Raw genomic sequence first — 24,604 nt, 5'->3', positions numbered from 1 at the left:
TTTTAGGTAAAAACAATACACCCTCACTCTATAAGACAATCTGATTTTACCAATCATCTAGCATGGCACAAACCAAAGCAAAGAAAACTGCTGCAAAAAAAGCACCAGCCAAAAAAGCCGCAGTTAAGAAAACTGCTGCAAAAAAAGCACCAGCAAAACCTAAAGGAAGAAAGTAAAAATGAACTCTCATCTTTTTCTAGAGATTTTGTGTAGCCTAAATCTAGAAAAGGATTAATCAGATAATCTTATTTTCCGCTTTTTTCTTTTTTAAAATCTAGTTTACCAAAATCAAGATGATCGGGCCCTTGTCTGCAATTGGAATGTTGTCTCTGTCCCATACAAATGTCTCAACAAAGTACAATCCCTTTTTTTCAGGAATCCAATCAACTGACTGAGTTTGCTTTCCTTCTCCAACATACCTTCCATCATACTTTCCTACAAATTCAACATAGGGCGGTTCGCCAGACTCTTTTACTTGTACATAGTATGTGTATGGTATCTCACCAGAGTGCTCAGATGATAGTTCTATCCAAGAGTTGCTTTGAATTTTTACTGTAGTTCCCAGTGGAATTTGTGATAAATTATTTCCCAATGTGTCAGTTACTGAAACATCAGAGATTGTTACAAGTTTTGTCATAACGTCAGGTTGTGGAATTTTAGCATTAACAAAGTCTGAATAAAATACATCAGATTCGGAGAACAATGCAATGCTAACTGCCCTTGGATTTATCGTGTCATTGAATTCAAAGGAGGATTCTTGGTTTGGATTCATCTCCCCAACAGGAATGGTTCTAACATCAAGTATTCTTGGAGGCTCAAAAGAATCATACAATACTAGATAGACGTTTGCATCACTTGCAGGGGCCGGACCATTTTTCAATGTTCCAGACAATACAAGATTTCCATCTACAAATAATTCAGACAGATCCACTGTCAAGAGTTTTGATTTTGGCTGAGAGGAATCAAAAGTTTCAAGAAATACGCTGGCTTGGGTGATTTTAGGATTTGGAGAATTTGATTTTATGATGTAGGGGGATGTTCCTTTGGCAGGAATTACATCAAGTACTGTTCCTCCCTTTACAATCTCTAGTGGTGCAGGATTGATATCATCATAGAATGTGGCCTGAATGCTTACATTAGTAACTGCAGTTTGTTGATCTTTGTTTTTTACAGAACCTACAACATAGGTGTAACCGTCTTTGTCTTGAAAGACATATGGCGCATCACTGGTAAGAGATACTGCTAATGTTGGCGAAGTATCAGTCACTTCAGCTGAGAAACTAGAAGAAACTGGAAATGCAAGTAAAATGAATAATACACTGAGAAATGCTATCTTCACATCTGTTTTAGTAAAGTGGAGATTAATGTTGTATGATATATCATATAGTCAACAAAAAAGGTAGCAAGGTTTTACCTAGTATACACTAGAGGAAATTAATAAAAAGATTAAAAAAGATTAAAAATTTTATCTTCTTTTCTTCATTGCGGTAATTGCTAACCAGTAAATGAATCCTGGTGTTAAACCTACAATGAGTGGTATCCATACAGGCCATGCATCTGCTGCGCTTGTCATGTATTGATACGAAAATTTATCCTATTTAAATCCATCCAGAAATCTGAATTTCATAAGTGATCGTAGAAGAATAGAGTGGACCGGACGGAATTTGAATCCGTGACCCCCCGCGTGCAAGGCGGGTATACTACCAGGCTATACTACCGGCCCACGAGAAGAAGGATTGTTCTGTAGATTTTAATTGTTGTCTTCTAGGCAAGGATTTTATTTGAAAAATAATTTGTTTAGAATATGGTACTTTTAGAATCACAAGTCAAGCTAAAGACTGGAGACATTGCCCCAGACTTTGCGCTTTTAGGAATAGATGACAAAAAGCATTCAATTGATGACTATACAAAATATCAAGGAATCCTAGTAATCTTCATGTGTAATCACTGTCCATACGTCAAAGCAAAAGCAGATGCTCTAAACGAGTTGTATGAAAAGTTTGGAGACAAGATTGGAATTGTAGGAATCAACAGCAATGACTCTACTGACTATCCAGAAGACAGTTTTGAGAACATGAAAAAGACTGCCCAAGAGAAGGGATTCAAGTTTGATTACCTAGTAGATGAGACACAAGAGATTGCCAAAAAATATGGCGCAATGTGTACACCTGACCCATTCTTGTTTAACAACAAAAAGGAGCTTGTCTTTCATGGCAGGATTGACAATGCAATGAAGCCAGATGACACATCAACTGAAAAAACAATGATCAACAATATCGAAAAACTACTTGCCGGTCAAAAAATCGAAAAGGACTTTGATCCATCAATTGGTTGCTCAATAAAGTGGAAAGAAAATTAAACTTAAATGACTCTCGCCAAGAGGTTTGTCGTGGGCTCGTAGCTCAGCTTGGCTGGAGCGTTCGACTGATAATCGAAAGGTCATGAGTTCGAATCTCATCGGGCCCATCTTTTACTTTGAACTCTCATAAACTGTTTCAGACCACTGCAAGACATCCTCAAATTTCTCAGTAAGCAAATCGGATTGTATCTTGGTTTTTTTGCCAACTTTGCCACAAAGTGCCAATTTGATTTTCTTGCCCATTTTGTCTTTGACAGAGTTTATAGAGTCTGCAAAAAAGTTCAGTCCCTCTTCAGTCTTTGAAAATACCAAAATCACCATAATACCAGATTTTTGTTTCCAGATTTTTCCCATCAGTTTTTGAATATCAAGATCAAAAAGTACATTGATAGCAGAAGACATGTCCCCTAGATGAAAGACCCTCCACCCATCAGCATGCAAAGATGCTGATGCAGCTTCAGAGATCAGACTACTTTCAGAGTCTGCTGAAATTACAATCACGTTCTTTTTTGAATCATATTCCACTGGAATTTGGTTGAATATCTGAAGTGATTTTGAAATTATATTCTGCAATAGTTTCTCCTCAGAATTTCCAATTTTTCCATCATCGTATAATTCCTTGACAGATGAAATTGCCGGAAGAATTACCTCAACTACAAGTTTGTGAGAGGATGCACCTGAGTGAATGCAATTGTGTAACAGAGAGTAAACTTGGTTTTCAGTTCCTTTAACCAAGTTCTCAAGATATTGCGGTGCAATTTTGAAATAGTCATCTGGAAAAGTGTATGATTCTTGTCCAGGTTCTAAAAACCACAAGGTTACATTGCCAATATTTTTTTGGCGCAAGAATCCTTCAGCTGCAAAAATTTTCAGGTACTTTGTCATGGTAAGTCTGTTGATGCCAACTTTTTCAGAAATCTCAACTCCTGACATCCCAGAATCAGAGCCTTTCAAAACATCAATCAGTTTTTCTCTGATTTCTTCTTCAGAGTATCCTTTGCCCATAATGCTCTTGAAATATGGTATGGTATAAACACTAATTTTTATGGTTTCAACTGGAAAGTATGTCATTAATCAAAAATAAACAAAAAAATGAATCCAACATCTGATGAATATAGGGCAAGTTTGGACCTAGGATGTATAAGCACGCACAAAAAGATTTTCCAACATTGCTGCAAATTTTGTTTTTGTGAAAATTTCAACATTATGAATTTTTTTCAATTCGCCTAATTCTCCGTTCAAAGGATCATTAGTCAAAAAAACAATGTTTGCATTTTTATCAAATTCTTTTATCATAAGAAATGCATCTATGCCATTCATTATTGGCATATGCATATCCATGAAGGTCAAATCTGGACTAGATTCTTTGAATTTTGTAACTGCCTCCATGCCATTTTTTGCCATAATTATATTAAAATCCGAATAAAGTCTAAGGTAATCTTCGTACAAGCTGAGAATGTTTTCATCATTATCTACAACAAGTATAGTATTGACTGATCCCGTTACCATAATTATGCCACGTTAAAACAATACATTAGTAACCGTTAGGAGATTAGCTAACAAGTTCTCAGTTTTTGGGAATATTATCAAAATTGTAATTTTGTTATTCTAAAAAATAAGATTAGGGCATCATCATGTGACCACCCATCATGTTTTGCCATTGAGTGTTGTTTCCCATATAGTTCATCATTCCCTGATGTTGCATCATCATGTCTAGCATCTGTTGTTGGTATTGAGGATCATTCATCATGGAATTCATCATAGGTTGCATCATTTGTCTCATATGCTGTTGATTGTTCATCATCATGCTGTGCATTTGGTTCATTGCTTGAGGATCATTCATCATGGAATTCATCCAAGTGTTCATTGCCTGCGGGTTATCCATCATGGTTTGATGCCATTGGTTCATCATGTTTGGATCGTTCATCATCTGTTGCATTTGCTGTGGAGTCATTTGCATTGGGTTGAAAGTAGAGGTGTTCTGAGAAGCACCATAACCAATTCCAATACCTGCAAAAAATACACCTACTGCAATCCCTATCATTACGTATTGGCTGACCATGTTTGTATTTGGTCAGTATTGGATATAATTTATTATCCAAAACTCATTTCTGATTCTCATCAACCGAAAGGAAACAGGTACAAGAATCAACCTGTAACGAGACAGAACCTCTCATTTGATGGAGACAGAAACAACAACAAGATGGAGAGACTCAACGGAGAATTTCGAGACAGAGAGAAAGTGATGAGAGGAGTCAAGAAGATGGATTCAGTTATTTTTGATGGTTCACAAATCTATCATAATTACGTTAGACCTCACATGGGATTAGATGGAAAGACCCCTGCTGAGGCTTGTGGTATTGAGATAAGAGGAAAAGATAAGTGGAAAACACTCATACAAAATGCCAGTAAAATTGAATGAACATCATATCATTCCACCAGAAGGAACAAAAGATTATGAAATCTTTACTAAGTTTAAACAGGTAACAATAGATTTTATTGATGAAATTTATGAAAAAGGATTTTTAAGAAAACAGTTTACGGAAGAAGAAGAAGTTTTAACAGAAATTATAACTGAACGAATAAATGTTGAGGCACAGTCAATAGCAAAACTCGAACAATTAATGATATCAGAACAACGAGATTTGTTTTTTTCAGATTGTAAGAAATATGGCATTTTGGAAATTGATGTAATGAATTACTACATGGCTTCCTATACACACCAATTATTAGATATCATTGAACGATTCAAAAAATATCTGTTAGCCACATTAGACAAGCAAGCAATAGGTTTACGAGACAATCCTACACTCGGAGATATTTTTACAAAATTAGAACATAAGAAAATAAGTCATAATTTTGATGAAATAATGGATAATAAATTAAGAAATGCTTTAGGACATGGTTCGTATTATTGGAAAAATAGCACATTACATTATACTATTGATCCAGAATACAAGAGAACTAGAACACTATCTTTAGGTGAATTATATGTGATTACTAGAAAAATTGCTGTGGTTAGCAATGCTTTCAATTCTGTTGCATTTGATAGGATATTAGAAATCAGACGAAATCATGTCCCGAAGGAAAACACCTAGAAAATGTCCCATAGAGGAAACAGAACCGTAAAAATAAATTCTTATATAGAACGGTACTTTATTGTACGGTAAGGGAAAAGTAAATTGCCAAAAGCCGGATTCAAATCAATAACAGTTGCAGAAAACGTCTATGATAAATTCCAAGAGGTTTATCAGAAGAACAAAGACGACTTGGCAATGAAAGGCGTTAACAGCTTTTCAGGTTATGTTACTTACATGTTAGAGGAGATGATGCAAAAGGACAAGACCTTTGCAAGATATGCTCCAAAGATTGAAAAGATTTCAGTTGATGATGACAGAGTTGTACTAAAGGACAATATCAAAAATAGAATCGCAGAGGTTGCCGTACAAAAAGGCGAGTTGTTTTGTCAGCTATGTGATGAAAAGGATTGTGTCCATATTGGATTTGTTTTCTCACTTCCAGATGTTTACGAAGTATTGAATGCTCGCGGTATTAGACATCCAAAGTAAAGAAGGTGGAGGAGGTGGGATTTGAACCCACGAACTCCTGAGAGACAGGATCACCCATTTTTATGATCTTAAGTCCTGCATGTCCAAAAGCAAATAGCTTACTTTGGCCAGGCTTGATTACTCCTCCAAAAGGGTAAAAATTTGTGTGAAATTTAACAGTTTAGAGACTATTGCGTCATAATCAAGAATTATAAGGATTTTCTACAGGGAAAGTTTGTGCTTCGATAGCTCAGCCTGGTAGAGCGTTACCTTGGTAAGGTAAAGGTCGCGGGTTCGGATCCCGTTCGAAGCTCTAGTAATTTCTTATCAATAATTCGTAGTGACCAGTTCTCTTCTTGGAGTTGGAGTTGATGGCACGGTTTGCCTGAATCTTGGATACCTTCCATGGTTTTGCAGAGAACATTTTTGCAACTTCAGGAGAATCGGAATTTGACAGCAATACATTGCATCCTTTAGAATCAAGTTCCATGCAGAGTTCTGCCAGTCTTTCAAGATCATCTATTGTAAAGTCCTTGTTTGTGTAACTTGTAAAATTGGCAGTTCTGCTTACTGGTTGGTACGGAGGGTCAAAGTAAACAAGATCCCCTTTTTTGGTATCATCTAAAACTGCCTCAAAGTCTCTGCATTTTATTGAAACATGACTTGTTTTTAGAATGTGACTTACAGAGCGAAGGTTCTCCTCATTTACGATATTTGGGTTGGTGTACTTTCCCAGAGGTACGTTGAATTTTCCTTTGCTGTTTACTCGATATAGGCCATTAAAGCAGGTACGATTTAGAAATATCAATCTGGATGTTTTTTCAACATCACTTCTAGGCGAGGTTTCTCTAATGGAATAATAGTAATTGTTAGAATCTTTCTGATAGTTTCTCTCATGGTTTTTCAGAGAAGATACCAAAGAATCAATCTTATCACGTATTGTAGTATATGCTAAAACCAAATCAGAGTTCAGATCAGAGATGCTGCATTTTTGGCCATTCTTTTCAGTCAATATATGAAACAATAATGCCCCGCCGCCAAGAAAGGGCTCATAATATGTTCCAAATTTCCCAGGTAAGTTTTGCTCAAGTATTGGGATTAGTTGTCTCTTGCCACCAGCCCATTTGACAAATGGTTTTGGAGTGGCTAGAATCTGGTCGTATTCTTGTTTCACATATACTAATCACAGTTTTACATATTGTCAAAATAGGCAACAAAAGATCACAACCTGTGCAATATTTTTTAATCAAATTTAGAATCGTGTAGAGAATACTCTAAGTTGAGATAATAAAATGAAAAGGAAAAGGTTGGGTGTTTAGTCCCACTTTGACCAAGCGGCCATCCATCTGTATGTCCAAGTGTTGAGTTTACAACCTAATGCTGCAAACGTTACCGACAATACTGAACCTGCACCAGCACCAAGTGCTACTGGGCTGTTATAGAACTTACCTACTTGGGGTTCTATTGGTGTCATGTATGGTGGTAATGTTGGTCTTGGATATTTGAAGGCCGTTTCTAGTGGGTCTGCTACTGTTATCAGGTTTACCATGTTGAACAATGGTAATGACATTCCTACTAGTACTCCGCCCATTAGAATCAGTGAGTGTTTGTTCTTCTTTGTTGCCCAATATGCCAAGTCCAACAGCATTGCTGATGGTAACCATACTGGTGTTACAATGAAGTCATATGGATATCCGAGTGCAAACCATGCACCTTTTGCTACCCATGTGTAAACTGTCATAATGAGGCCGTAGTATGTTGCTGTTCCTGGAACGCCTGTAAACGTTAGGTAATATGTTGCACCTACGACAAGCATCAACGTTTGTGATATTGAGAATACCGTGAACGAAGTCCAAGCCCAGTCAGTGTAGAAGATGTAGTCACCTGCATTAATTGTTAACAGTGTTGAGTTAACTGCAACTACTACTATGAATAAGTAGTGGGTACATCGTCTTAACCAGACCATTATCAAACTGATGAAAGGGTCAGTATATAAAATTTTAGAGTGTGATGAAGATCGTCGTTTTTTGGTTAAATGAAAATGAAAAAGAGGTGTCTGAAGGGTTTTCCTTCTAGTGACCTACAGTTAGTACGATAAGGAACGTACCTGCTGTAACACCACCTATTGTAGCTGCAATTACGCCGTTACTGTTCTTGTTAGAACCTTCTTGCATTACTTTAACGCAGAAGAGGTAACCAATTGCCTCAATGATTGTGAGGATAATGAATGCGTAGTGACCACTTGGTGTTGGATATGCCCATGGATAATAGAAATATCCTGCTGCAGTACCACCAAAAGTAGCTAGCCATGCTGCTATGAATGAGATGGTTATCATACCGGTCATGTTTTCGACGCGTTTGCCTATCATACGCTCTACATCAGAGCTTGATGAGCCACCTGCGCCACCTGAGCCGAATCCTTTCGGAAGAGTCATTCTGGAATTATAACAAGACAGAATCCTTTTAAGTCTTTCTTAAATGAGCGGCCAAGTACGATCTACGTCTTAGTCAAAATAATAAAAGAGAAAAAATGTGCGAATTGCACTTTTTGTCTATGGGATTGCTCTACTGTACAATTTGCCTTCTAGGGCCATCTTGTACATTTCTGCAACGTATGGGTTCTCACCTGGAGTTTCTGCACCAAGTTCTACGAGTCTAGCATATACTCTGACTACGTATGCAAGTGCACCCATGAATGCAACTACTACACCCATGTTGAACATCCAGTGATTTGGTACTGCAAAGATTTCCTCTACAAACCAGAAGTGCCACATCTCATTGACTCCAATTGTAAACATGGTTGCAAGGTAACCAAGAATGGTCATCTTTAATCCAGTGTTAATTGAGTTATTTGGACCTCTGAGTACTGGTACTTTTCTATCATACATAGCTGCTGCTGCCCATCCAAGTGGTAATGTAATGAAGTGGGAGTATAGCCACCAGTGTGCTGGTGTAAATGCACTATCTCTGATAGAGGTTTGATGAAGTGATCCATCAACGAAGTTGTCTACTTCGACTGATGCTGCAGTGGATCCCATAGCAATAACGATGAGCCAGATTTTCTTGAGTCTCTGAATCTCAACTTCTTTTGGGATTAATGCGGGCATCTGTGCCATGCTAACAGTGGTGTAAATTCGGGATATAAAGCAAGAGTTTCAAAATCTGAGTTTTTTATAAAATATTTTGTTAAATCTGAATTATTTTTGTAAAAATTATTACAAATTTCTGATTAAATTTCATAATAATTTTATGTTTTTTTTCTTGGTTTCATTGTTAAACATTGATGCTAAACAGTGATTCATTCCATCGATCCTCGTTATCAAGGTAAAGCATATAACCATGTCTTAATCTCACTTGAATATTAGGGATAACTATGGTCGAAAAAAAGATTTTCGTATTAGGACTTACCGTAGTGCTTGCACTAGGTACACTCGGATTCAACTGGGTTGAATCCATCGTACCAACTGCAGATGCACATGGTGTCCAAGCACAACTTCAGAGTCGTTTCATCAGAATCGAAGATGAAACCTTCAACAGACAATCCCTACAAACTGGCGAAACCTTGACTGTTCAAGGAACACTAGTCAGCCTTGTAGAAAGAGACCTAAGAGGATGGATTTCCATTTTCTCAGAATCTACTAATGCAGGAAACAGATGGGAAATGTTGGCAAGAGACCCACCAGGAAACGTCTTTGACATTCCAGGAAACTCTGTCCAAGAATACTCACTATCTGCAAAAGCACTTGAAGCAGGTGTTTACCACGTACATACTCAGCTTAATGTTGCATCAGTAGGTCCAGGACTTGGTCCAGGTCAAACAGTAGTTGTTGAAGGGGATCCAATTATCAAACCAATTCCATATACCAACATCGCATATCAATCAATCTTGATTGGCGTTGGTTATGTAATCACGTTTGCAACACGACCCTGGCAAGTAATCTAAACCACCCAACCTTTTCCTTTTCATTTTCTAGTTACCAGTTACGAGATACGTTACAATTTAGCACAACCAAGTTTTATCTCAGATGAGGCAGTAGGAAAAACATGCTGAGTTTCAAAGTCGAAAAAATAGATATTTTTCAGAGTTATTTTTTTGGCAAAGTAGAATTTAGAAATGACCAATACAAGGTAAATATCCAAAATCAAAAAAGAGGTAAAGTTCTAAAACTTCCGTTTCCAATAAATTCAAAAAAAGAGAAGATGATAGTAAGAATGACAGGTCCAGGAGACCTCTTTGTTGAGGATTACCTCCCATTTTGTGGAGAATCAGAATGGTTGGAAATTGATTCAGATGAGATCACCTATTTTCTAGCAGACCATCAAGACCAGATGGACACAATTGAGATAATGGACGATTAACAGAAAGGACTTTAAGGAATTCAAAGAAAAAGCATCACATGATTTGGCCTGGAATGGGAGATCCATACAAAAGAAAAAAGACCCTCAGGTTTCTCCTAATTACAGCAATCATTGGAATTTCCGTTGCTGCGGCAAGTACTTTTGTCCAGCAAGCATTCAACATGGACAATCCGCTCAAAGTATGTATCAATGACAAAGACACTACTTTCAAGATTGCAGCGACTCTGGAATTATGGGTTGATGGAAACAAGGCAGACATTCCAGCAAATATTGGATTCAAAGATGGATGCCAAAGGACAATGTACACCCTAAGTGATGACGGTACGATTTATGCAGAATGGATCGAAGAATATCCATTTGAGATTGGACATTTCTTGTGGATGTGGGATTTCCCACTAAGAGACATGGATCAGTCAAAATCTACCATGTATGTCAATGGCAAAGAATCCCCACATTTTATCAACCACCCACTGCAGGATGGATATCACTACAAAGCAGTGTTTACCTCAAAGGCATATGATGAGGCCAAGGACAAGGACTTCCTACCTCCAGAGATAGGCGAGTAAATTTTCCGTCCCAATTCATTGAAAATACTTGGATTCTGTAAAATGAAAAATTTTTTGGCAAAAACCACTAAGTCAAAATTAAAAATAATGAAAAGAAGAAAGGAAGTGATTTTACCAGTATTTACCGTTGTCTGGAATTAGACCGATACCTTCTCTTTCAAAGTGTCTGTCCAATTCATCGACCCATCTCTCACGGTTGTCCTTGTAAGACCATCCGTGTACACGTAACCAGAATGAGATAATTCCTAGAAGGAATATTGTAAACATCATGGTTCCGAAGATGTAAATCATTACATCATAGAATAATGGATCATAGTTTGGTCCTAGTTGTCCTGTTAGTGATGACAGGATGCTTAGGAAAGTTCCTACGATAGGAGTCATTGTATTTTTGGCCCTATTTGTGCGATATATACATTTCCTTTATTTTCAAAAAGTACGAGATCAGCATCCGCTAGACTGTGTTCTAATAAAATAGAGAAAAGTGAGGTGATTATCCTCTGCCCATTGCTGCGTATTTGCCAGATCTTCCTCTAATGAAGAATGCTGCGGCAATACCACCAAAGACTGCACCTGCAATAATTGAGGCACCAACTACACCACTTGCATCAAGATAAGGTGTACCTGAACCAGATGCTGGGTTTGCTTCTGCTGCTTCAATTCTTCTTCTTTGAATCTCAAGTGCTTCTTCTAAGGTGTAAGCTCCGGTTTGTCCTTCTTGGCCGACATTACCCATGTATTGTGCAAAGGCTAGTGTGTCCTCTGCATAGAATCCCATGGTGAATACAGCGACTAAGGATGCTGCTAAAAGTATTTTTTTATTCATACCGTTTACCTGTTCGTTGTGTTAGTAGTTAGTTATTTAACTTTTATTCTGAGCCCCAAATTGGAGATATTTGGTACGAGATCCGAATAAGTAACGTTTAATTTTGTACTCAAGACAGCCACATTATGGGACGAATGCATACCCACAGACACGGGAAATCACATTCAATTAGACCAGCAACGCTTCGTGCACCTTCATGGATTTCACAAAGTCCTAAGGATATCGAAGAATTGGTTGTAAAATATTCAAAAGATGGCCTAACTCCAAGTCAAATTGGAAACAAGCTAAGAGATCAGCATTCAATTCCATTGGTAAAACCAATCACCAAAAAGACAGTCGGTGAGATTCTCAAAGAGAACAAACTCGAAGCAGAGATGCCCGAAGATCTTGAAAACATTGTCAAAAAGGCAGTCGGTCTTCAAAAACACCTCAAGGCCAACAAAGGGGATAGCAGAAACGTTAGATCCTTAGAGTTGATCGAGGCAAAGGTTCACAGATTGTCAGTATATTACAAAAGGATAGAACGAATTCCTAAAAACTGGAAATATAAATCCGTGGTAGCACAATTAGAATAATGGCAAAAGCTCTTGATGAGTCATTATCGTTTTTCAAAGATAAAATTAATGAATGCATAAAATCCAAAAAATCAATTTCGGTAACAACCCATATTGATTGTGATGGATTAACATCTGGCAGTATAATCACCAAAGCTCTGATCAGAGCTGGTGCAAAGTGTACAGTTAGAACATCAAAAGAGTTTAGCAACAAGGTAATTGATTCATTAAAAAAAGACTCTAGAGATTTTCATGTAATTACTGATCTTGCAGGTGGATTTGCAAAGGAGATGGATGAAGGGTTAGGAGACAACTGGGTTGTCTTGGACCACCACCAAATATCAGAAGAAGAACAGGAAAATCAAAGAGTCATCAATGCATGGAAATATGGAATAGACGGAGGTGTCGAAATTTGTGCCGGTGGAATGGCATATCTTGCAGCAGTTGCACTTGATGAGAAAAATTCAGACCTTTCATCAATTGCGGTAGTTTCAGCATTAGGAGACAGACAAGATCAGGGGGAGAGAAAATCATTTACTGGTAAGAATTTTGAGATTGCAAACACTGCAAAAGAAGAGGGGTTAGTAGAGATTGATCTAGACTTGCTTTTAGTAGGTAGAGAGACCAGGCCACTTCCAGATGCTTTGGCATTTACATCACAGCCTTTCATAGAAGGTCTTACTTGGAACAGAGATACTTGTTTGTCTCTTCTAAACTCATCAGGAATTCAACTAAAAGATGATGGTAGATGGAGAGTTCCAGCAGAACTCAACGAGGAAGAAAAAAGGCAGGTAATTGAAGCAATTACCAAATTCACTTCAGGGAAAAACGCCACGGAAATCATGTCTGAATTAATTGGATATACCTACACGTTTCCTAGAGAAGACAAAAGGAGCTTTTTGCGTGACGGTAGGGAATTCTCAACAATGCTAAACTCTTGCGGTAGAATCAACAGATCAGGTGTAGGTATTGCAATCTGTATGGGAGACAGGAACAAGATTCTCAGAGAAGGAGAAACAATACTTACCGATTATAGAAAGATGATAAGAGAATACATGAATATTCTTTCAAATGAAAGATGGAGGATTTCAGAAAGTGAAACCTGCATAATGGTAAATGGAGAAGGGATAGTTCCAGAGACAATGACTGGAACAATATCATCTCTAATTGCAGGTGCTCCAAAAAATGCAGGAAAGATTGTGATCTTAAGAACAGGCGGAGAGGAAAATACAATCAAGTTTTCCTCAAGAAAGTCATTTAGTTGCAAATCAGAGATCAACTTAAGTGAACTTATGAGGACAGGTGCTGAGAGATTTGATGGTGTTGGAGGAGGACATGATGCAGCAGCTGGTGCAAAAATAACTAAAGACAAATTGGATGAGTTTTTGAATTATTTAGATACAAATGTCGTTAACGTGTCAAGTTCAGGTAATTCTCAATAACCTTTCAGATGAAAAGGCCGATGCTGTAAAAAAGGCAATAGAGCCAGATAATGTTAATTTTCCAGAAGGCCTGAGCCTGAGTCTTGAAAAAATTGATAATAAACTGGTCTTTAATTTTGAAAGTAGAAAGGACATGAAAAAACTGATTGGAACAATTGACGAAGTACTAGAACATGTCCAAGTAGCACTAAAGGTGATTGAGTAATGCTAGATCCCAAAATTATCAAAGAAAAACCAGATATGATAAAAGAGATGCTCAAAGCAAGAGCAATGGAATTTGATCTGGAGGGACTAATAGAATCTGACCAAAAAAGACGAGAGTTCATTGCAAAGACAGATGAGTTTAGAAAAAAGAAAAACCAAATGGCATTAGAGATTTCTCAAAAAAAGAAAGCAGGGGGAGATGCAACTCCAATCATCAACGAGATGAAAAATGTCTCTGAAGAATTATCAAGGCAAGAAAAGCTACAACAAGAAAACGAGCAAAAATATTCAAGATTGGCACTAACTATTCCGAACCTAATTCACGAGTCAGTACCAATTGGAGCAGATGAGAGTTCTAACAAGGAAGTTAGAAGATGGGGAACAGTTCCAGAATTTGATTTTAAGATCAATGATCACATAGATATTTCTGAGAATCTGGATTTAGTGGATCTTGAAAGAGCGGCAAAGGTGGCAGGTGCTAGATTCTATTATTTGAAAAATGACCTTGTTAGATTAAACCAATCACTGATTCATTATGCCTTAGACTTTTTAGAAGAAAAAAACTATTCGCTGATCCAACCCCCATACATGATAAATAGAAAATCCATGGAAGGTGCAGTAATTGCAGATGATTTTGAGGAAGTGATCTACAAAGTAGAAGACGAGGATCTCTACATGATTGGCACTTCAGAGCATGCAATGGCAGCAATGCACTCAAATGAAATTATTGAAGGCAACGATTTGCCATTACGATATGCAGGTGTTAGTCCTTGTTTTAGAAAAGAAGCAGGTGCACATGGCAGAGATCAAAAGGGAATTTTCAGAGTTCATCAGTTTGACAAGATAGAACAGTTTGTCTTTACAAGACCTGAGGATTCATGGAGAGAACATGAAAGGATGTTATCTATTGCTGAAGAATTTTATCAAAAATTGGAAATTCCTCACAGAGTCATGCTGTTATCAAGTGGAGACATGGGGAAAATTTCTGCAAAAACATACGATATTGAAGCATGGATGGCAGGACAAAATGCGTACCGTGAAATTGTTTCATGTTCAAACTGCTTAGAATATCAGGCCAGGCGACTAAAAATAAGATACAGAGAAAAAACAAATGAAGACACACAATATTTGCATACACTAAACAGCACACTAATTGCAACATCAAGAATACTGGTTTCAATCATGGAAAATTTTCAAACAAATGACGGTCACATTAAGATCCCAAAAGTTTTGGAAAAATACATGGGCAAAGACATGATCTAGTCACATACCCTTATATTTTGGATTCAAAGGTCGATAATAATTGGCACGTAGAAAAGGTCGAGTAAAAGACAAGTGGAGAGAAAAACGCTGGATTACAGTAAATGCTCCAGATTCATTTAACAACGTACCAATTGCATATGTTCCAATTACTGATGACGAAAATGCATCAGGAAGAGTGATTGAAGTAACACTATACGATATCCTAAAAGGAGATCCATCACAACATCAATACAAAATTTACTTCCAATTAGACAAGGTAGATGGGGACAAAGCATCTACAATCTTTAAGAGATTTGAATATTCAAAAGAATTTTTGAGAAGCCTAGTTAGACGTGGTTCATCAAAAATCAATTTCATCATAGATGTCAAAACCAAAGACGGTTACATCTTTAGAATCAAAGTAATTGCCCTAACACACAGACAGTTAAACACCTCAAGAAAGCACGCATTAAGATTGATTGCAAGAGATGTTATTAACAACACGGTTCCTCAAATGACAATTGACCAATTTGTTCAGGCAACATGTTACAGCAAGATTAACTCAGACATCATGGCTGCATTTAAGAAAGTCATCAGAGTAAGACATGTCGGATTAGAAAAAGTAAAACTAATCAGAACTGCTGAGAAAGAAATAGCATTACTTGAAGCATAGAAGGTTTCTAATCACACTTTAGAATGGCTGAAAAGTTAGAAGCATCAATTAATGTAATTATTCATGCTACAGAAGATATCTCAAAATTCTTTGAAGCATTTAATGAAATGTTTGAGTTAGAAGATGAAGATTTTTCCATAGAGCACACCACAGGACATTTTGACAATCCAATCACAATACTAAATGCAAAACTGGTCAAAAAACAGGCAATTAAATTCATGGAGAAATTTATCAAAAACATCTCAAAAGAGCAACTCTCAATCATGATTAATGAAATTGAAGAAAGAACAGTTGATTCAAGATATAACATTAGATTTGACAAACAGGAATTTATCAAAGGCAAGATAGAATTCCAAGAAAAAGAAGCAATAAAACTAAAAATCCATACACCCATCTACAACAAAAAAAATACCATCAAGACATTTACAGAAATATTCCAACTTGCCAACTAGATTAAATAGGAATAAACGGCTATTGAAATTTGGGAATGAGGAGATAACAGCCGCTCCAGTCTGAGCTAACGCTTTGAAGACGCCGCGACGAACCGACCCCATTTTAGAATCGATCAGTTTAACATACTATTCACCAGATGTAAGCAAAGTATTATTTTAAATACGGATTAACGGCGGTTCCTATTGTGGCAGATTATGACGTTATAGTTGCTGGCGGAGGATTAGCTGGAACAATTACAGCTCAAGCAATCGCTCATTATTCTAATCAAAATTTGAAAATCCTATCAATTGACAGAAATCCAGAAATGTATCCAGGAAGAAAATCTCTGGGCGGATGGGTGTGTGGAGATGCTTGTTCAAAAGAAGCAGTGGACTACATGAGTGAGAGGATAAAGGTTCAGTGGGGCAGACCAGAAATCGAACATGATGTAAAAGGAGTGATGGCATTTTCTCCAGACAAAGAAACTGCAATTCCATTTGACGGTGCAGGATACATGCTCAATCGTCAAAAGCTTCCAGAGATTCAAAATGAAAGATGCAAAAAAATGGGAATCGAATTTGATTTTGAGATAAACCTCACAGGCTTAATTTATGATGGACAGCAAGTAGTTGGCGTTCAAGGAATCAACAACAAGACAAAAGAACCATACAAAAAGACTGCAAAAATTGTAATTGATGCAACAGGAGTAGCATCAATGCTTAGAAACGGCCTCAAAAACTCAACTAAGGTTGAGAGAAGAATAGACAGACGTGACTTGGAGTCAACTGGCAGATATATCATGTATTTTGACCAAGGAGAAAAAGATCTTTCAGAGTTTGATTCAGATTATTGCATTATTCATTTAGACCAAGATATTGCACCGGGAGGATATGGTTGGGTCTTTCCAAAAGCTGAAAATAAAGTAAACATAGGACTAGGAGTTGAAAAATCACTCTTAGAAAAAAGGAACAAGAGGCTTGGAAAGAAAGACAATGTTGAATCATTAATGAAAGAATATCTTAACAGAAACAAGGCAATCAAAAATGCACGATTGTCACAAGATCCTGAAGATATTCACAACAACTCCGGAATTTTCCAAGTTTCAGTTAGAAGACAAAATGATTGCATGGTATCAGGAGGGTACATGTTAGTTGGGGATTCTGCATGGATGCCAAAACCAATTGATGCAGGCGGGATTGGACCAGCACTAATTGCAGGAACAATTTTGGGAAATAATGTTGCTCAAGCAATTGAAGCAAATGATGTTTCAGAAGCAGGATTGTGGCAATACAATCTTGACTTTATCAAAGAGTATGGATACAAAACCGCAGGATTAGAATTGTTTAGAAGATTAGTTCAGCAAATGACAAATGAGCAGATCAGTTACGGAATGAAACACTTTTTGGGAAATCTAGACGTAGAGTCAATCAGTAAAGGAGAACATCCAGATTTTTCAGGACTAACAAAACTCGGGATGATTATTAGAGGTGCAATGAACAAAACAGTTGCAGACGGATTAAAATACACATCAAAAGAAAACCAATGGTTAGTAGAACACTATAACAACTATCCAAAAGATCCTTCAGGTTTTGATGAATGGAATAAGGCATTGCATCAACGACTAGATGCGGCATTTGCAAAAGTAGAAGCGTTTGGAAATTAGATCTAATATTAAATATCGAATATAGTAATCAAATCACATCTTGGACGAAGTTCAATATGTTGATTGGAATAATTCTATTCAGATTTTAAACAAGGCGTATGATTCTGGACTTTTTGTGTTAATTATTGGTCCAAAAGGTACTGGAAAGACATCATTAGTCAGAGAGTTTGCAAAAAGCAAGAGCATCAATCTAGACTCAATTAATTTCAGTCTAAGAACCAGAGAGAGCCACCTCATTGGAACAAAGACGCTGAGTGAAGGAACTGTAAGTTTTGATGAAGGGCTTTTGATCAAATCAATGAGAGAAGGCAACCTGCTTTACTTGGATGAAATCAATGCAGCAGAAGCTGATGTACTATTAAGATTAGATGAAGCACTAGACGATAGACGGCAGATTGCATTAAAGGAATCCACAGGAGAAATCGTCAGAGCAAAAGATAGTTGGTTTGTAGTTGCAACAATCAACCCATTAACACATAGCGGAACAAAAGAATTGCCACCACAGCTATTAAGCAGATTTCCAGTAAGAATTAGTTTAGAATACCCACCAGAAAATGTTGAATTAGAGATTGTAAAAAAATACGTCTCAGAGAAACATGAATCGGATTTAATTCAAGGGATAAAACTTGCAAATACTTTACGACAAGCAGCATCAGTTGAAGAGTTGTTTTATGCTCCAAGCCTAAGGGAAACTATTGCTTTTGGAAAGCTATTAGAAAATGATGTTTCACCCAAAGAAGCAGCAATGATTGTTTTTGGAAATGTATACACACAGTGGGGAAACATTGAATTTCAGAAGGTAAGTGACATCATTGCTTCTATGTTCGGTAATTAGATGCAGTCCTTTCAATTAAGAAATGAAACCCTAGTAGAAATAGCCACATTCTTAGTTAGAAGATGGTCACAAAAAGAAAACATCATTGTAGAATTTTCTGACAAGGTGGAAACAAGAACACGGTTAAAGGAAAACAAAGTCATTCTCGCACCTCTCGAAAAAAGAATAGGAGATGATTTTCAAAAGTACAGACAGTTTCGAACCTCGTTGTGGTATGAAGCAATGCGAATAAAATTTTGCAAAAAAATTCTAAGTAATGACCATGCATTTGGATTCATACTAAATACAATGGAGACTAGAAGAGTTGAACAACTAGGTAGAAGAATTTGGAAAGGAATGGATGAAGAAATTATTTTCAACTATTCGTTTATGCTTGTTGGAAGACCACAACTAAGCACGGTTTATGGAAAAGCCAGGATTGTTGAGGCATTTTATCAATATTTTATGTTTGGAGCAATAAAGGGAGAAATTCAATCAAGTAGTTTTGAGAGAATCAAAAAAGCTTCATTGTTTGCCAAAAAAGTAGTCGATGAGGCAATTGAAAAAAACTATGACACAGATTGGTTAGAAAAGAAGGTAAGTGAAATTATCAAAATACTAGACATTGACTCATTACTTACAATTCCAGTATCGCTTCCTTTTATGAAAGCAGGTATAGCAATGTCTGAAGAAGAACTACTCAAATTTCTTTCAGTGGTTTCAAGAAACAAAGAAGGTGATTTTGGAAAGACAGATCCAAATGCAATACTAAGTGGGGACAATATCTACAAAGAATACAAAGTATTGTTAGATGAAAACAAAAAAACAGATAACAAAGGATTAGCACCTGAAGCAATTGGTGTAAAGATCCCTGAAACAAAAAATGTAGATGAGACTACAATTTACGATCTCAGCTTAATAAACAATCTAAAAACAAAATTCAAAGAATGGAAATCAGGATGGAAAGAACAACATGTAAGAAGTGGAGAAGAATTTGATGAAGAAAGCTTCATCGAAGGACATGAGCCATTTTTTACAGATGTTAAAAAATCAATTAAAACAAGAATTGTAATATTATTGGATCATTCATCAAGTATTGCATCAGACGCACTGGAATACAAAAAAGCAACTCTGGCATTGTGTGAAGTTTTAGCATTTCTCAAAGTAAAGTTTGCAGTTTATGCATTTAGCACTGAGAACAGATCAGTCGTATGCTGGCAAATCAAACCAGACAATGTAAAATGGAATTATGTATCAGCAAAACGTCTTGCTCAGATTGTTGCAAATGGTTCAACACCACTAGCAGAGGTATATGACAAAATGTTTCCCATATTACAATCAAAAAGACCAGATGTTTTCTTAACTTTGACAGACGGAGAGCCCTCTGACCCAAATGCGGTAAGGACAATGACAAAGTCACTAAAGAGATTAGGAATAAAGATGGTCGCACTTGGACTAGGTCAGAATACCGTAAGGGCAACTACAATTGCAAATAATCTGAGACATCTAGGTTATGAAAAAACTTTGGCAGTTAGCCGCCTAAATGACATACCAAACAAAGTATTATCAATGCTAGAGCAGAGTTAAAGGTATAGTTCTAACTGTCCTAAGGTGTCAAAATGGGAAAATTCTAAATTATGTAAATTTGTGGTTAAATCATGTCTGAGAATGTAAGCGTAGATCAACAATTACTAAATAAATTTGAAGAAGAAATTTGGAGTAAAATTCCTCATGTACAGGAAATTAACGGAGAAAAAAAGATCGTAAATGAAACTCCTTTAGTGGACTTGACAGAAATTTTCAAAGAATGTGCCAAAAGCGAGTTCAAGGTGGATTTAGATGACAAAGATATCAGAGTATATGGCAAACTAGATTCCACATTACTAAGTGGTTCAATCAAAGCAAGAGCTGCTACACACATTATTCATGATGCAATAGTATCAGGAAAACTAAAAGGAGATCAGACAGTTATCGAAGCTACATCAGGCAATTTTGGAATTGCCCTAGGACAGTTGTCAAAACTTGGAGTCAACGTTGTTGCATTGGTTTCAAGAAAGTTGCAAGAGGGAGTTTTCAAAGAATTGAGAAATGAAAATATTCGAATTATGGATTTGGATATGGATATTTGTCCTGCACCGGGAATGGAAAACAAAGCAAAGGAACTAGAGGCAAAAGCAACTGCAGCAAATGTCAGATCACAGCTAGTAGAACTAGGATTTAATCCAGAAATTTATGATAAAAACATTGCACATATTGAAAGTCTTTTAGCAAAACAAGACATTATCAATTTAGCAAGATATCTTGCAGAAATTTATGATTTGTTCTGTCCAAAACAGTACGACAATGATTTGAATATTGAGGTGCACAGAGAAGTAACTGCAACAGAAATCGATCAACAACTTCACAAAAATGGCGAATCATTAGAAAATTATCAAGTAGTATGTTCGTTTGGAACAGGTGGGACATCTGGTGGTTTGAGTCAATACATCAATCAGAAATACGGGAAAAAGTCAGTCCATGTTGTTTTTCCTTCTGCAGGACAAGATGTTGCAGGAATCAGAACAAAGGCCAAGGCAACGGGACTAAAACTGTACAATCCAGACATTTACGCAGCAGAACACGAAATAGATTTTGAGAAAGCAAAATTTTTGCTAAAGTATTTCGTTGACAAAGGAATCGACATGGGTGAGAGTAGTGCATTAGAGCTTTATGCGATTTTGCAAAAAGTCAGTACCGAAAATAGTGGAAGATATGTTGCGATGATTTGTGATGGCATTGAAAAGTACAGGAAGAACTTTGAACAGATTTCAAAAGACAAACTTCCAATGAGAGTTTCATTAGAAGATGCCGCATCAGTGGCACAAGAATACGACAAGATTATTTGGGTTCATACTCAATATACTCCAAAAGAAGAAGGAATCGAAATGATTGCAAAGTCTTTAGGGGTTGACAAATCAAAAATTTCGATTCCAAAAGCAAGAACAGTCAATCAATTGTTATCCACTCAACAGATTCCAGAAGATTTCAAAAAAGAGTTTGATGGATCTAATGGAAAGTCATTGTTAGTATGCATGGCAGGAAATACATCACTAATGACTGCACAGGTGCTTGCCAGCAAAGGAATAACTACTCAAAGTTTGAATGGTGGAATTACAGATTTGCCTGAAGGTCGAGGTAAAAATCCTGGCGAGTATATACAAATAGCTAGGGAATAATATCTTGAAATGTCTTTCAGTTTCTCAACCCTTTGCTGAATTAATTATCACAGGAAAAAAAACAATAGAGTTGAGAAAGTGGAATACAAACTTCCGCGGAGAATTTTTAATTCACGCACCATTAAAAATAAGAAATGAGGATTGTAAGAGATTAAAAATTAATCACAAACCTGTAACTGGTGCAATAGTTGGAAAGGCAGAACTTTATGATGTAAAAAAATACAATTCAGAAAAAGAAGTAAAAGAAGATCAAAAATTCCATCTAGCATCAAAAAAATTCTACAACAGGGCATATGGATTTATGTTAAAGAAGCCAAAGATATTCAGGGTTCCAATTCCTTGGAAGGGGCAACTTGGTTTTTTTGAAGTTGATCTGCCAAAAACTGTTGTCAAAAGCAAAGAAATTGTTTCAGATATTATTGATGAAGAATATCGCTATCAATGGATTAATCACCACTAAAAATTAAAGTAAAAAGATATGACTAGTATATATAAAGGACTATTTAAAGCACTTTCATGCCTCAGACAAAGCCAATTGTAAGTGTTGAAAATGTTGTTGCATCTGCATCAGTAGATCAAAAAATAGACCTAAACGAAATTACAGAAAAATTTCCAGATACCGAATATCATCCAGAACAATTTCCAGGATTAGTTTTTAGACTAAACAATCCAAGAACTGCTACGTTAATTTTTAGAACCGGAAAAATGGTTTGTACTGGCGCAAAATCTGAAGAGATGGCAATCAAGGCAGTAAATACAGTAGTTCAAAAATTACGTAAAGGCAAAATCAAAATTAAAAATGATGCAGTCATAACAGTTCAAAATATTGTTGCTGCAATTAATTTAGGTGGAAAAATTCATCTTGAAAAAGCAGCCAGAACATTACCAAGAAGCATGTATGAGCCTGAACAGTTTCCGGGATTAATTCATAGAATGTTAGATCCAAAAACAGTCATTTTGTTATTTGCATCAGGCAAACTTGTTTGTACGGGTGCAAAAAAAGAGTCTGATGTATATCGTTCAGTTCACAATCTTCATGCGTTATTAGAAGAAAAGAATCTAATGATTTATGATCAATAGAACTTTTTAATCCAAAATATTTCTAGTTTACAAAATGTCTGAAAGATTTCAAAAAGAAATGATGAGACTAACTCCAGATAATGGATTTGATTTGGTATCCATTGACTACTTTTCAGATTCTGAAGGGCAATTGTATTTTGTGGAACATTTTGAAAAGTATCAGGATGCGCTTAATGCCAAAAAAGAACGTAAAAATCCAGAAGATTATTTTATTTTGTACAAGGGTCCAGGCGGTGAATTTCTATCACGTTAGAATCTATACCAAAACTTTACTAAATTTTACAAGAGATTTTATCATTTAGTAATCAAGAAAAACATTGTGAAAAATGAAACATCGGATTTAATCGATACATTTTATGATAAAGAAAATCCAACGGTACAAAAAAACAGTTCAGAGATTATTAGAAAAAGTCCCAAAGGCAAATACCGAATTTTTGACGAGGCAGAGTTTACGCGCGGTAGAGAAGTGTTAGGGGATTTAATTGTTCATGGAATGGTAGCCTCAGGAGGTACGGATATTGATTGGTTGATTGAGCACAATGGAGGATTTGTGATACTAGAATTCAAGGGATTTCACAATGACAAGATAAACATTCCAAAAGGTCAGATGATTGCATATGAAAAACTTCATGAAAAACTAAACCAGGTAACAAAATGTTATCTCTATGTAATTGGATGTGATGATATTGATTTTTCAAATCCTGATGCAACGGTTTGGGTTTTTGAGATGAGACAATGGAAAGAAGGCGGTATACCGAAGAACACAAGCGACATTTATGATGAAAATTTAGGAAAACAAAACAAATTCATTGTTTATAGAGAATACATGGAAGAAGTAAAAGTAGAAAAATTAAGAGACATCATAGATTCTCATTGGAAAGAATTTGAAAAATTTAAGATGTAAATGAGAATGGTTTTGATATTATTTCTGAATCATTTTCTGCCTTTAGTGTAAATGTACCCGACTTTTCCCATCCAGTACCCCCAGCAATTGCTAATGTAGAGTACCTTCCATCATTTTTTGTTTTAACTTGCTCAGACCATACTAGAATTCCATCCTGATTTTCTATTGTCAGATTTACATAATCAGATGATTTGGATACTCCACTAATTGAAATGATATCTTTTTTTTGGTATGAGTTTGAATCAGTATCTATTGAAAACGATAGATTGGTTGCAGACGAGGTTGGTTTTGCAACATCAGTTGTCGACACGGGTAGTTCAGAGGCTGCAACTCCAATTATTATTATTGCAACTAAAGCAGCTGCAACAATCCCCAACATCATCTTTTGGTTTTTTGGTTTTGTTACTTTGGGTTGTGTTTGTAGAATTTGCGGTTGTGGAATTTCAGTTGGTTTTGGAATAACAACATCAGGAGCGGATGGCTTTTCATCTTTCTCTTCAATTTTCTTCTCAAAAACTGGTTTTCGACCCAGGTGTTTTTCAGCTAGTTTTCTCACATAGTTTCTTTCATAGTTACTAACAACTTCATTATTTTCACATGCCCTAAGAATTTGTTTTAGGATTCGTTCATCTCCTTTCTCTTTATCCAATAATTCTTTTACATCATCAAATAAGGGGTCGGACATGGGTTTTACTCTCTAATTGATTATTTATGAAGTTACCTTGT

Annotated in this window: 32 protein-coding genes and 4 tRNA genes; 23 read left to right on the top strand and 13 right to left on the bottom strand. The window is 36.4% G+C overall.

Translation table 11 applies throughout. The features are described from left to right. Positions 1-274: 274 nt before the first annotated feature. Complete coding sequence (locus tag NsoK4_RS00860; RefSeq protein ID WP_211687527.1) at positions 275-1,339, bottom strand: hypothetical protein; 1,065 nt, start codon at positions 1,337-1,339, stop codon at positions 275-277. 310 nt (positions 1,340-1,649) lie between these two features. After that, positions 1,650-1,723, bottom strand: a tRNA-Ala gene (locus NsoK4_RS00855). Between the two features lie 81 nt (positions 1,724-1,804). Between NsoK4_RS00855 and NsoK4_RS00850 the strand changes: the two genes are divergently transcribed. After that, complete coding sequence (locus NsoK4_RS00850) at positions 1,805-2,359, top strand: thioredoxin family protein (protein WP_211687526.1); 555 nt, start codon at positions 1,805-1,807, stop codon at positions 2,357-2,359. 32 nt (positions 2,360-2,391) lie between these two features. After that, a tRNA-Ile gene (locus NsoK4_RS00845) sits at positions 2,392-2,466 on the top strand. A 4-nt stretch (positions 2,467-2,470) separates the two neighbouring features. On the opposite strand, the gene NsoK4_RS00840 is transcribed toward NsoK4_RS00845, so the two are convergent. The 3 genes from NsoK4_RS00840 to NsoK4_RS00830 form a co-directional block, all read right to left on the bottom strand. Further along, positions 2,471-3,364: an ArsR family transcriptional regulator gene (locus tag NsoK4_RS00840; protein WP_211687525.1), complete on the bottom strand. Its 894-nt coding sequence runs from the start codon at positions 3,362-3,364 to the stop codon at positions 2,471-2,473. A gap of 126 nt (positions 3,365-3,490) precedes the next feature. Beyond that, on the bottom strand, positions 3,491-3,868 hold the full coding sequence (locus NsoK4_RS00835) for a response regulator transcription factor (RefSeq protein ID WP_211687524.1): 378 nt from the start codon (positions 3,866-3,868) through the stop codon (positions 3,491-3,493). Between the two features lie 112 nt (positions 3,869-3,980). After that, a complete protein-coding gene (locus NsoK4_RS00830; RefSeq protein ID WP_211687523.1) occupies positions 3,981-4,421 on the bottom strand; it encodes a hypothetical protein in 441 nt (146 codons plus the stop codon). A gap of 18 nt (positions 4,422-4,439) precedes the next feature. On the opposite strand from NsoK4_RS00830, the gene NsoK4_RS00825 reads away from it, so the two are divergent. From NsoK4_RS00825 to NsoK4_RS00815, 3 genes are all read left to right on the top strand, one after another. Next, a complete protein-coding gene (locus NsoK4_RS00825) occupies positions 4,440-4,781 on the top strand; it encodes a hypothetical protein (RefSeq protein WP_211687522.1) in 342 nt (113 codons plus the stop codon). Further along, the gene (locus tag NsoK4_RS00820) at positions 4,762-5,457 is read left to right on the top strand and encodes a hypothetical protein (protein WP_211687521.1); all 696 of its coding nucleotides are present in this window, start codon (positions 4,762-4,764) and stop codon (positions 5,455-5,457) included. Before NsoK4_RS00825 ends, NsoK4_RS00820 begins: the two co-directional genes overlap by 20 nt. Before the next feature lie 84 nt (positions 5,458-5,541). Then, entirely contained in the window at positions 5,542-5,928 is a 387-nt protein-coding gene (locus NsoK4_RS00815) for a hypothetical protein (protein ID WP_211687520.1), read from the top strand. A gap of 6 nt (positions 5,929-5,934) precedes the next feature. Here the strand turns inward: NsoK4_RS00815 and NsoK4_RS00810 are convergent. Next, positions 5,935-6,055, bottom strand: a tRNA-Leu gene (locus tag NsoK4_RS00810). 91 nt (positions 6,056-6,146) lie between these two features. Here NsoK4_RS00810 and NsoK4_RS00805 point away from each other — a divergent pair. Beyond that, positions 6,147-6,220: transfer RNA gene (locus tag NsoK4_RS00805), tRNA-Thr, on the top strand. Here the strand turns inward: NsoK4_RS00805 and NsoK4_RS00800 are convergent. The 4 genes from NsoK4_RS00800 to NsoK4_RS00785 form a co-directional block, all read right to left on the bottom strand. After that, positions 6,221-7,081 (bottom strand): DNA adenine methylase, encoded by an 861-nt coding sequence (locus NsoK4_RS00800; protein ID WP_211687519.1) that lies wholly within the window; start codon positions 7,079-7,081, stop codon positions 6,221-6,223. It abuts the tRNA gene before it with no gap. A gap of 141 nt (positions 7,082-7,222) precedes the next feature. Then, positions 7,223-7,873 (bottom strand): ammonia monooxygenase, encoded by a 651-nt coding sequence (locus NsoK4_RS00795; protein WP_211687518.1) that lies wholly within the window; start codon positions 7,871-7,873, stop codon positions 7,223-7,225. Positions 7,874-7,979: 106 nt separating this feature from the next. After that, entirely contained in the window at positions 7,980-8,342 is a 363-nt protein-coding gene (locus NsoK4_RS00790; protein WP_211687517.1) for a hypothetical protein, read from the bottom strand. 117 nt (positions 8,343-8,459) lie between these two features. Further along, positions 8,460-9,023, bottom strand: coding sequence for a methane monooxygenase/ammonia monooxygenase subunit C (locus NsoK4_RS00785; RefSeq protein ID WP_211687516.1), 564 nt, complete (start codon positions 9,021-9,023; stop codon positions 8,460-8,462). 257 nt (positions 9,024-9,280) lie between these two features. On the opposite strand from NsoK4_RS00785, the gene NsoK4_RS00780 reads away from it, so the two are divergent. The 3 genes from NsoK4_RS00780 (at position 9,281) to NsoK4_RS00770 (ending at position 10,832) form a co-directional block, all read left to right on the top strand. Beyond that, the gene (locus NsoK4_RS00780; protein WP_211687515.1) at positions 9,281-9,850 is read left to right on the top strand and encodes a methane monooxygenase/ammonia monooxygenase subunit B; all 570 of its coding nucleotides are present in this window, start codon (positions 9,281-9,283) and stop codon (positions 9,848-9,850) included. A 101-nt stretch (positions 9,851-9,951) separates the two neighbouring features. Next, the gene (locus NsoK4_RS00775; RefSeq protein WP_211687514.1) at positions 9,952-10,266 is read left to right on the top strand and encodes a hypothetical protein; all 315 of its coding nucleotides are present in this window, start codon (positions 9,952-9,954) and stop codon (positions 10,264-10,266) included. Positions 10,267-10,304: 38 nt separating this feature from the next. Beyond that, positions 10,305-10,832, top strand: a complete 528-nt coding sequence (locus NsoK4_RS00770; protein WP_211687513.1) for a hypothetical protein — start codon at positions 10,305-10,307, stop codon at positions 10,830-10,832. A 111-nt stretch (positions 10,833-10,943) separates the two neighbouring features. Here the strand turns inward: NsoK4_RS00770 and NsoK4_RS00765 are convergent, their stop codons facing one another. After that, a complete protein-coding gene (locus tag NsoK4_RS00765; RefSeq protein ID WP_211687512.1) occupies positions 10,944-11,213 on the bottom strand; it encodes a hypothetical protein in 270 nt (89 codons plus the stop codon). Positions 11,214-11,322: 109 nt separating this feature from the next. Next, positions 11,323-11,655: a hypothetical protein gene (locus tag NsoK4_RS00760; RefSeq protein WP_211687511.1), complete on the bottom strand. Its 333-nt coding sequence runs from the start codon at positions 11,653-11,655 to the stop codon at positions 11,323-11,325. 125 nt (positions 11,656-11,780) lie between these two features. On the opposite strand from NsoK4_RS00760, the gene NsoK4_RS00755 reads away from it, so the two are divergent. From NsoK4_RS00755 to NsoK4_RS00690, 14 genes are all read left to right on the top strand, one after another. Beyond that, complete coding sequence (locus NsoK4_RS00755) at positions 11,781-12,230, top strand: 30S ribosomal protein S15 (protein WP_211687510.1); 450 nt, start codon at positions 11,781-11,783, stop codon at positions 12,228-12,230. Continuing rightward, positions 12,230-13,651, top strand: coding sequence for a DHHA1 domain-containing protein (locus NsoK4_RS00750; RefSeq protein WP_211687509.1), 1,422 nt, complete (start codon positions 12,230-12,232; stop codon positions 13,649-13,651). The genes NsoK4_RS00755 and NsoK4_RS00750 overlap by 1 nt, the downstream gene beginning before the upstream one ends. Next, the gene (locus NsoK4_RS00745; protein ID WP_211687508.1) at positions 13,614-13,856 is read left to right on the top strand and encodes a KEOPS complex subunit Pcc1; all 243 of its coding nucleotides are present in this window, start codon (positions 13,614-13,616) and stop codon (positions 13,854-13,856) included. The genes NsoK4_RS00750 and NsoK4_RS00745 overlap by 38 nt, the downstream gene beginning before the upstream one ends. Beyond that, positions 13,856-15,118, top strand: a complete 1,263-nt coding sequence (gene serS, locus NsoK4_RS00740) for a serine--tRNA ligase (RefSeq protein WP_211687507.1) — start codon at positions 13,856-13,858, stop codon at positions 15,116-15,118. Before NsoK4_RS00745 ends, serS begins: the two co-directional genes overlap by 1 nt. 40 nt (positions 15,119-15,158) lie before the next feature. Further along, positions 15,159-15,770, top strand: a complete 612-nt coding sequence (locus NsoK4_RS00735) for a 30S ribosomal protein S3ae (protein ID WP_211687506.1) — start codon at positions 15,159-15,161, stop codon at positions 15,768-15,770. A 23-nt stretch (positions 15,771-15,793) separates the two neighbouring features. Continuing rightward, the gene (locus tag NsoK4_RS00730; protein WP_211687505.1) at positions 15,794-16,222 is read left to right on the top strand and encodes an RNA-binding domain-containing protein; all 429 of its coding nucleotides are present in this window, start codon (positions 15,794-15,796) and stop codon (positions 16,220-16,222) included. A 185-nt stretch (positions 16,223-16,407) separates the two neighbouring features. Continuing rightward, entirely contained in the window at positions 16,408-17,865 is a 1,458-nt protein-coding gene (locus NsoK4_RS00725) for an NAD(P)/FAD-dependent oxidoreductase (RefSeq protein ID WP_211687504.1), read from the top strand. A 40-nt stretch (positions 17,866-17,905) separates the two neighbouring features. After that, a complete protein-coding gene (locus NsoK4_RS00720) occupies positions 17,906-18,700 on the top strand; it encodes a MoxR family ATPase (protein ID WP_211687503.1) in 795 nt (264 codons plus the stop codon). Next, positions 18,701-20,266: a vWA domain-containing protein gene (locus NsoK4_RS00715; RefSeq protein ID WP_211687502.1), complete on the top strand. Its 1,566-nt coding sequence runs from the start codon at positions 18,701-18,703 to the stop codon at positions 20,264-20,266. Positions 20,267-20,337: 71 nt separating this feature from the next. Further along, positions 20,338-21,894, top strand: a complete 1,557-nt coding sequence (locus NsoK4_RS00710; RefSeq protein WP_211687501.1) for a pyridoxal-phosphate dependent enzyme — start codon at positions 20,338-20,340, stop codon at positions 21,892-21,894. Positions 21,895-21,898: 4 nt separating this feature from the next. After that, positions 21,899-22,354, top strand: coding sequence for an ASCH domain-containing protein (locus tag NsoK4_RS00705; RefSeq protein WP_211687500.1), 456 nt, complete (start codon positions 21,899-21,901; stop codon positions 22,352-22,354). A gap of 56 nt (positions 22,355-22,410) precedes the next feature. Further along, a complete protein-coding gene (locus tag NsoK4_RS00700; protein WP_211687499.1) occupies positions 22,411-22,974 on the top strand; it encodes a TATA-box-binding protein in 564 nt (187 codons plus the stop codon). Between the two features lie 34 nt (positions 22,975-23,008). Further along, positions 23,009-23,227, top strand: coding sequence for a hypothetical protein (locus NsoK4_RS00695; protein ID WP_211687498.1), 219 nt, complete (start codon positions 23,009-23,011; stop codon positions 23,225-23,227). Positions 23,228-23,293: 66 nt separating this feature from the next. Then, positions 23,294-23,878, top strand: a complete 585-nt coding sequence (locus tag NsoK4_RS00690) for a hypothetical protein (RefSeq protein ID WP_211687497.1) — start codon at positions 23,294-23,296, stop codon at positions 23,876-23,878. Here NsoK4_RS00690 and NsoK4_RS00685 read toward each other — a convergent pair. Further along, positions 23,868-24,563 (bottom strand): hypothetical protein, encoded by a 696-nt coding sequence (locus NsoK4_RS00685; protein WP_211687496.1) that lies wholly within the window; start codon positions 24,561-24,563, stop codon positions 23,868-23,870. The genes NsoK4_RS00690 and NsoK4_RS00685 overlap by 11 nt on opposite strands. Between the last annotated feature and the right edge of the window lie 41 nt (positions 24,564-24,604).

This window comes from Nitrosopumilus sp. K4 (assembly GCF_018128925.1).
GTDB lineage: Archaea > Thermoproteota > Nitrososphaeria > Nitrososphaerales > Nitrosopumilaceae > HKST03.
This window is presented reverse-complemented; position numbering and strand designations above follow the sequence as displayed.

What these genes read in the sequence shown, in the direction of transcription:
- NsoK4_RS00775 (WP_211687514.1), top strand. Translation starts at nt 9,952, where the DNA reads ATGCTGAGTTTCAAAGTCGAAAAAATAGATATTTTTCAGAGTTATTTT.
- NsoK4_RS00715 (WP_211687502.1), top strand. Translation starts at nt 18,701, where the DNA reads ATGCAGTCCTTTCAATTAAGAAATGAAACCCTAGTAGAAATAGCCACA.
- NsoK4_RS00785 (WP_211687516.1), bottom strand. Translation starts at nt 9,023, where the DNA reads ATGGCACAGATGCCCGCATTAATCCCAAAAGAAGTTGAGATTCAGAGA.
- NsoK4_RS00770 (WP_211687513.1), top strand. Translation starts at nt 10,305, where the DNA reads ATGATTTGGCCTGGAATGGGAGATCCATACAAAAGAAAAAAGACCCTC.
- serS (WP_211687507.1), top strand. Translation starts at nt 13,856, where the DNA reads ATGCTAGATCCCAAAATTATCAAAGAAAAACCAGATATGATAAAAGAG.
- NsoK4_RS00795 (WP_211687518.1), bottom strand. Translation starts at nt 7,873, where the DNA reads ATGGTCTGGTTAAGACGATGTACCCACTACTTATTCATAGTAGTAGTT.
- NsoK4_RS00760 (WP_211687511.1), bottom strand. Translation starts at nt 11,655, where the DNA reads ATGAATAAAAAAATACTTTTAGCAGCATCCTTAGTCGCTGTATTCACC.
- NsoK4_RS00820 (WP_211687521.1), top strand. Translation starts at nt 4,762, where the DNA reads ATGCCAGTAAAATTGAATGAACATCATATCATTCCACCAGAAGGAACA.
- NsoK4_RS00780 (WP_211687515.1), top strand. Translation starts at nt 9,281, where the DNA reads ATGGTCGAAAAAAAGATTTTCGTATTAGGACTTACCGTAGTGCTTGCA.
- NsoK4_RS00695 (WP_211687498.1), top strand. Translation starts at nt 23,009, where the DNA reads ATGTCTGAAAGATTTCAAAAAGAAATGATGAGACTAACTCCAGATAAT.
- NsoK4_RS00750 (WP_211687509.1), top strand. Translation starts at nt 12,230, where the DNA reads ATGGCAAAAGCTCTTGATGAGTCATTATCGTTTTTCAAAGATAAAATT.
- NsoK4_RS00755 (WP_211687510.1), top strand. Translation starts at nt 11,781, where the DNA reads ATGGGACGAATGCATACCCACAGACACGGGAAATCACATTCAATTAGA.
- NsoK4_RS00700 (WP_211687499.1), top strand. Translation starts at nt 22,411, where the DNA reads ATGCCTCAGACAAAGCCAATTGTAAGTGTTGAAAATGTTGTTGCATCT.
- NsoK4_RS00830 (WP_211687523.1), bottom strand. Translation starts at nt 4,421, where the DNA reads ATGGTCAGCCAATACGTAATGATAGGGATTGCAGTAGGTGTATTTTTT.
- NsoK4_RS00685 (WP_211687496.1), bottom strand. Translation starts at nt 24,563, where the DNA reads ATGTCCGACCCCTTATTTGATGATGTAAAAGAATTATTGGATAAAGAG.
- NsoK4_RS00730 (WP_211687505.1), top strand. Translation starts at nt 15,794, where the DNA reads ATGGCTGAAAAGTTAGAAGCATCAATTAATGTAATTATTCATGCTACA.
- NsoK4_RS00850 (WP_211687526.1), top strand. Translation starts at nt 1,805, where the DNA reads ATGGTACTTTTAGAATCACAAGTCAAGCTAAAGACTGGAGACATTGCC.
- NsoK4_RS00765 (WP_211687512.1), bottom strand. Translation starts at nt 11,213, where the DNA reads ATGACTCCTATCGTAGGAACTTTCCTAAGCATCCTGTCATCACTAACA.
- NsoK4_RS00745 (WP_211687508.1), top strand. Translation starts at nt 13,614, where the DNA reads ATGTCGTTAACGTGTCAAGTTCAGGTAATTCTCAATAACCTTTCAGAT.
- NsoK4_RS00710 (WP_211687501.1), top strand. Translation starts at nt 20,338, where the DNA reads ATGTCTGAGAATGTAAGCGTAGATCAACAATTACTAAATAAATTTGAA.
- NsoK4_RS00790 (WP_211687517.1), bottom strand. Translation starts at nt 8,342, where the DNA reads ATGACTCTTCCGAAAGGATTCGGCTCAGGTGGCGCAGGTGGCTCATCA.
- NsoK4_RS00840 (WP_211687525.1), bottom strand. Translation starts at nt 3,364, where the DNA reads ATGGGCAAAGGATACTCTGAAGAAGAAATCAGAGAAAAACTGATTGAT.
- NsoK4_RS00835 (WP_211687524.1), bottom strand. Translation starts at nt 3,868, where the DNA reads ATGGTAACGGGATCAGTCAATACTATACTTGTTGTAGATAATGATGAA.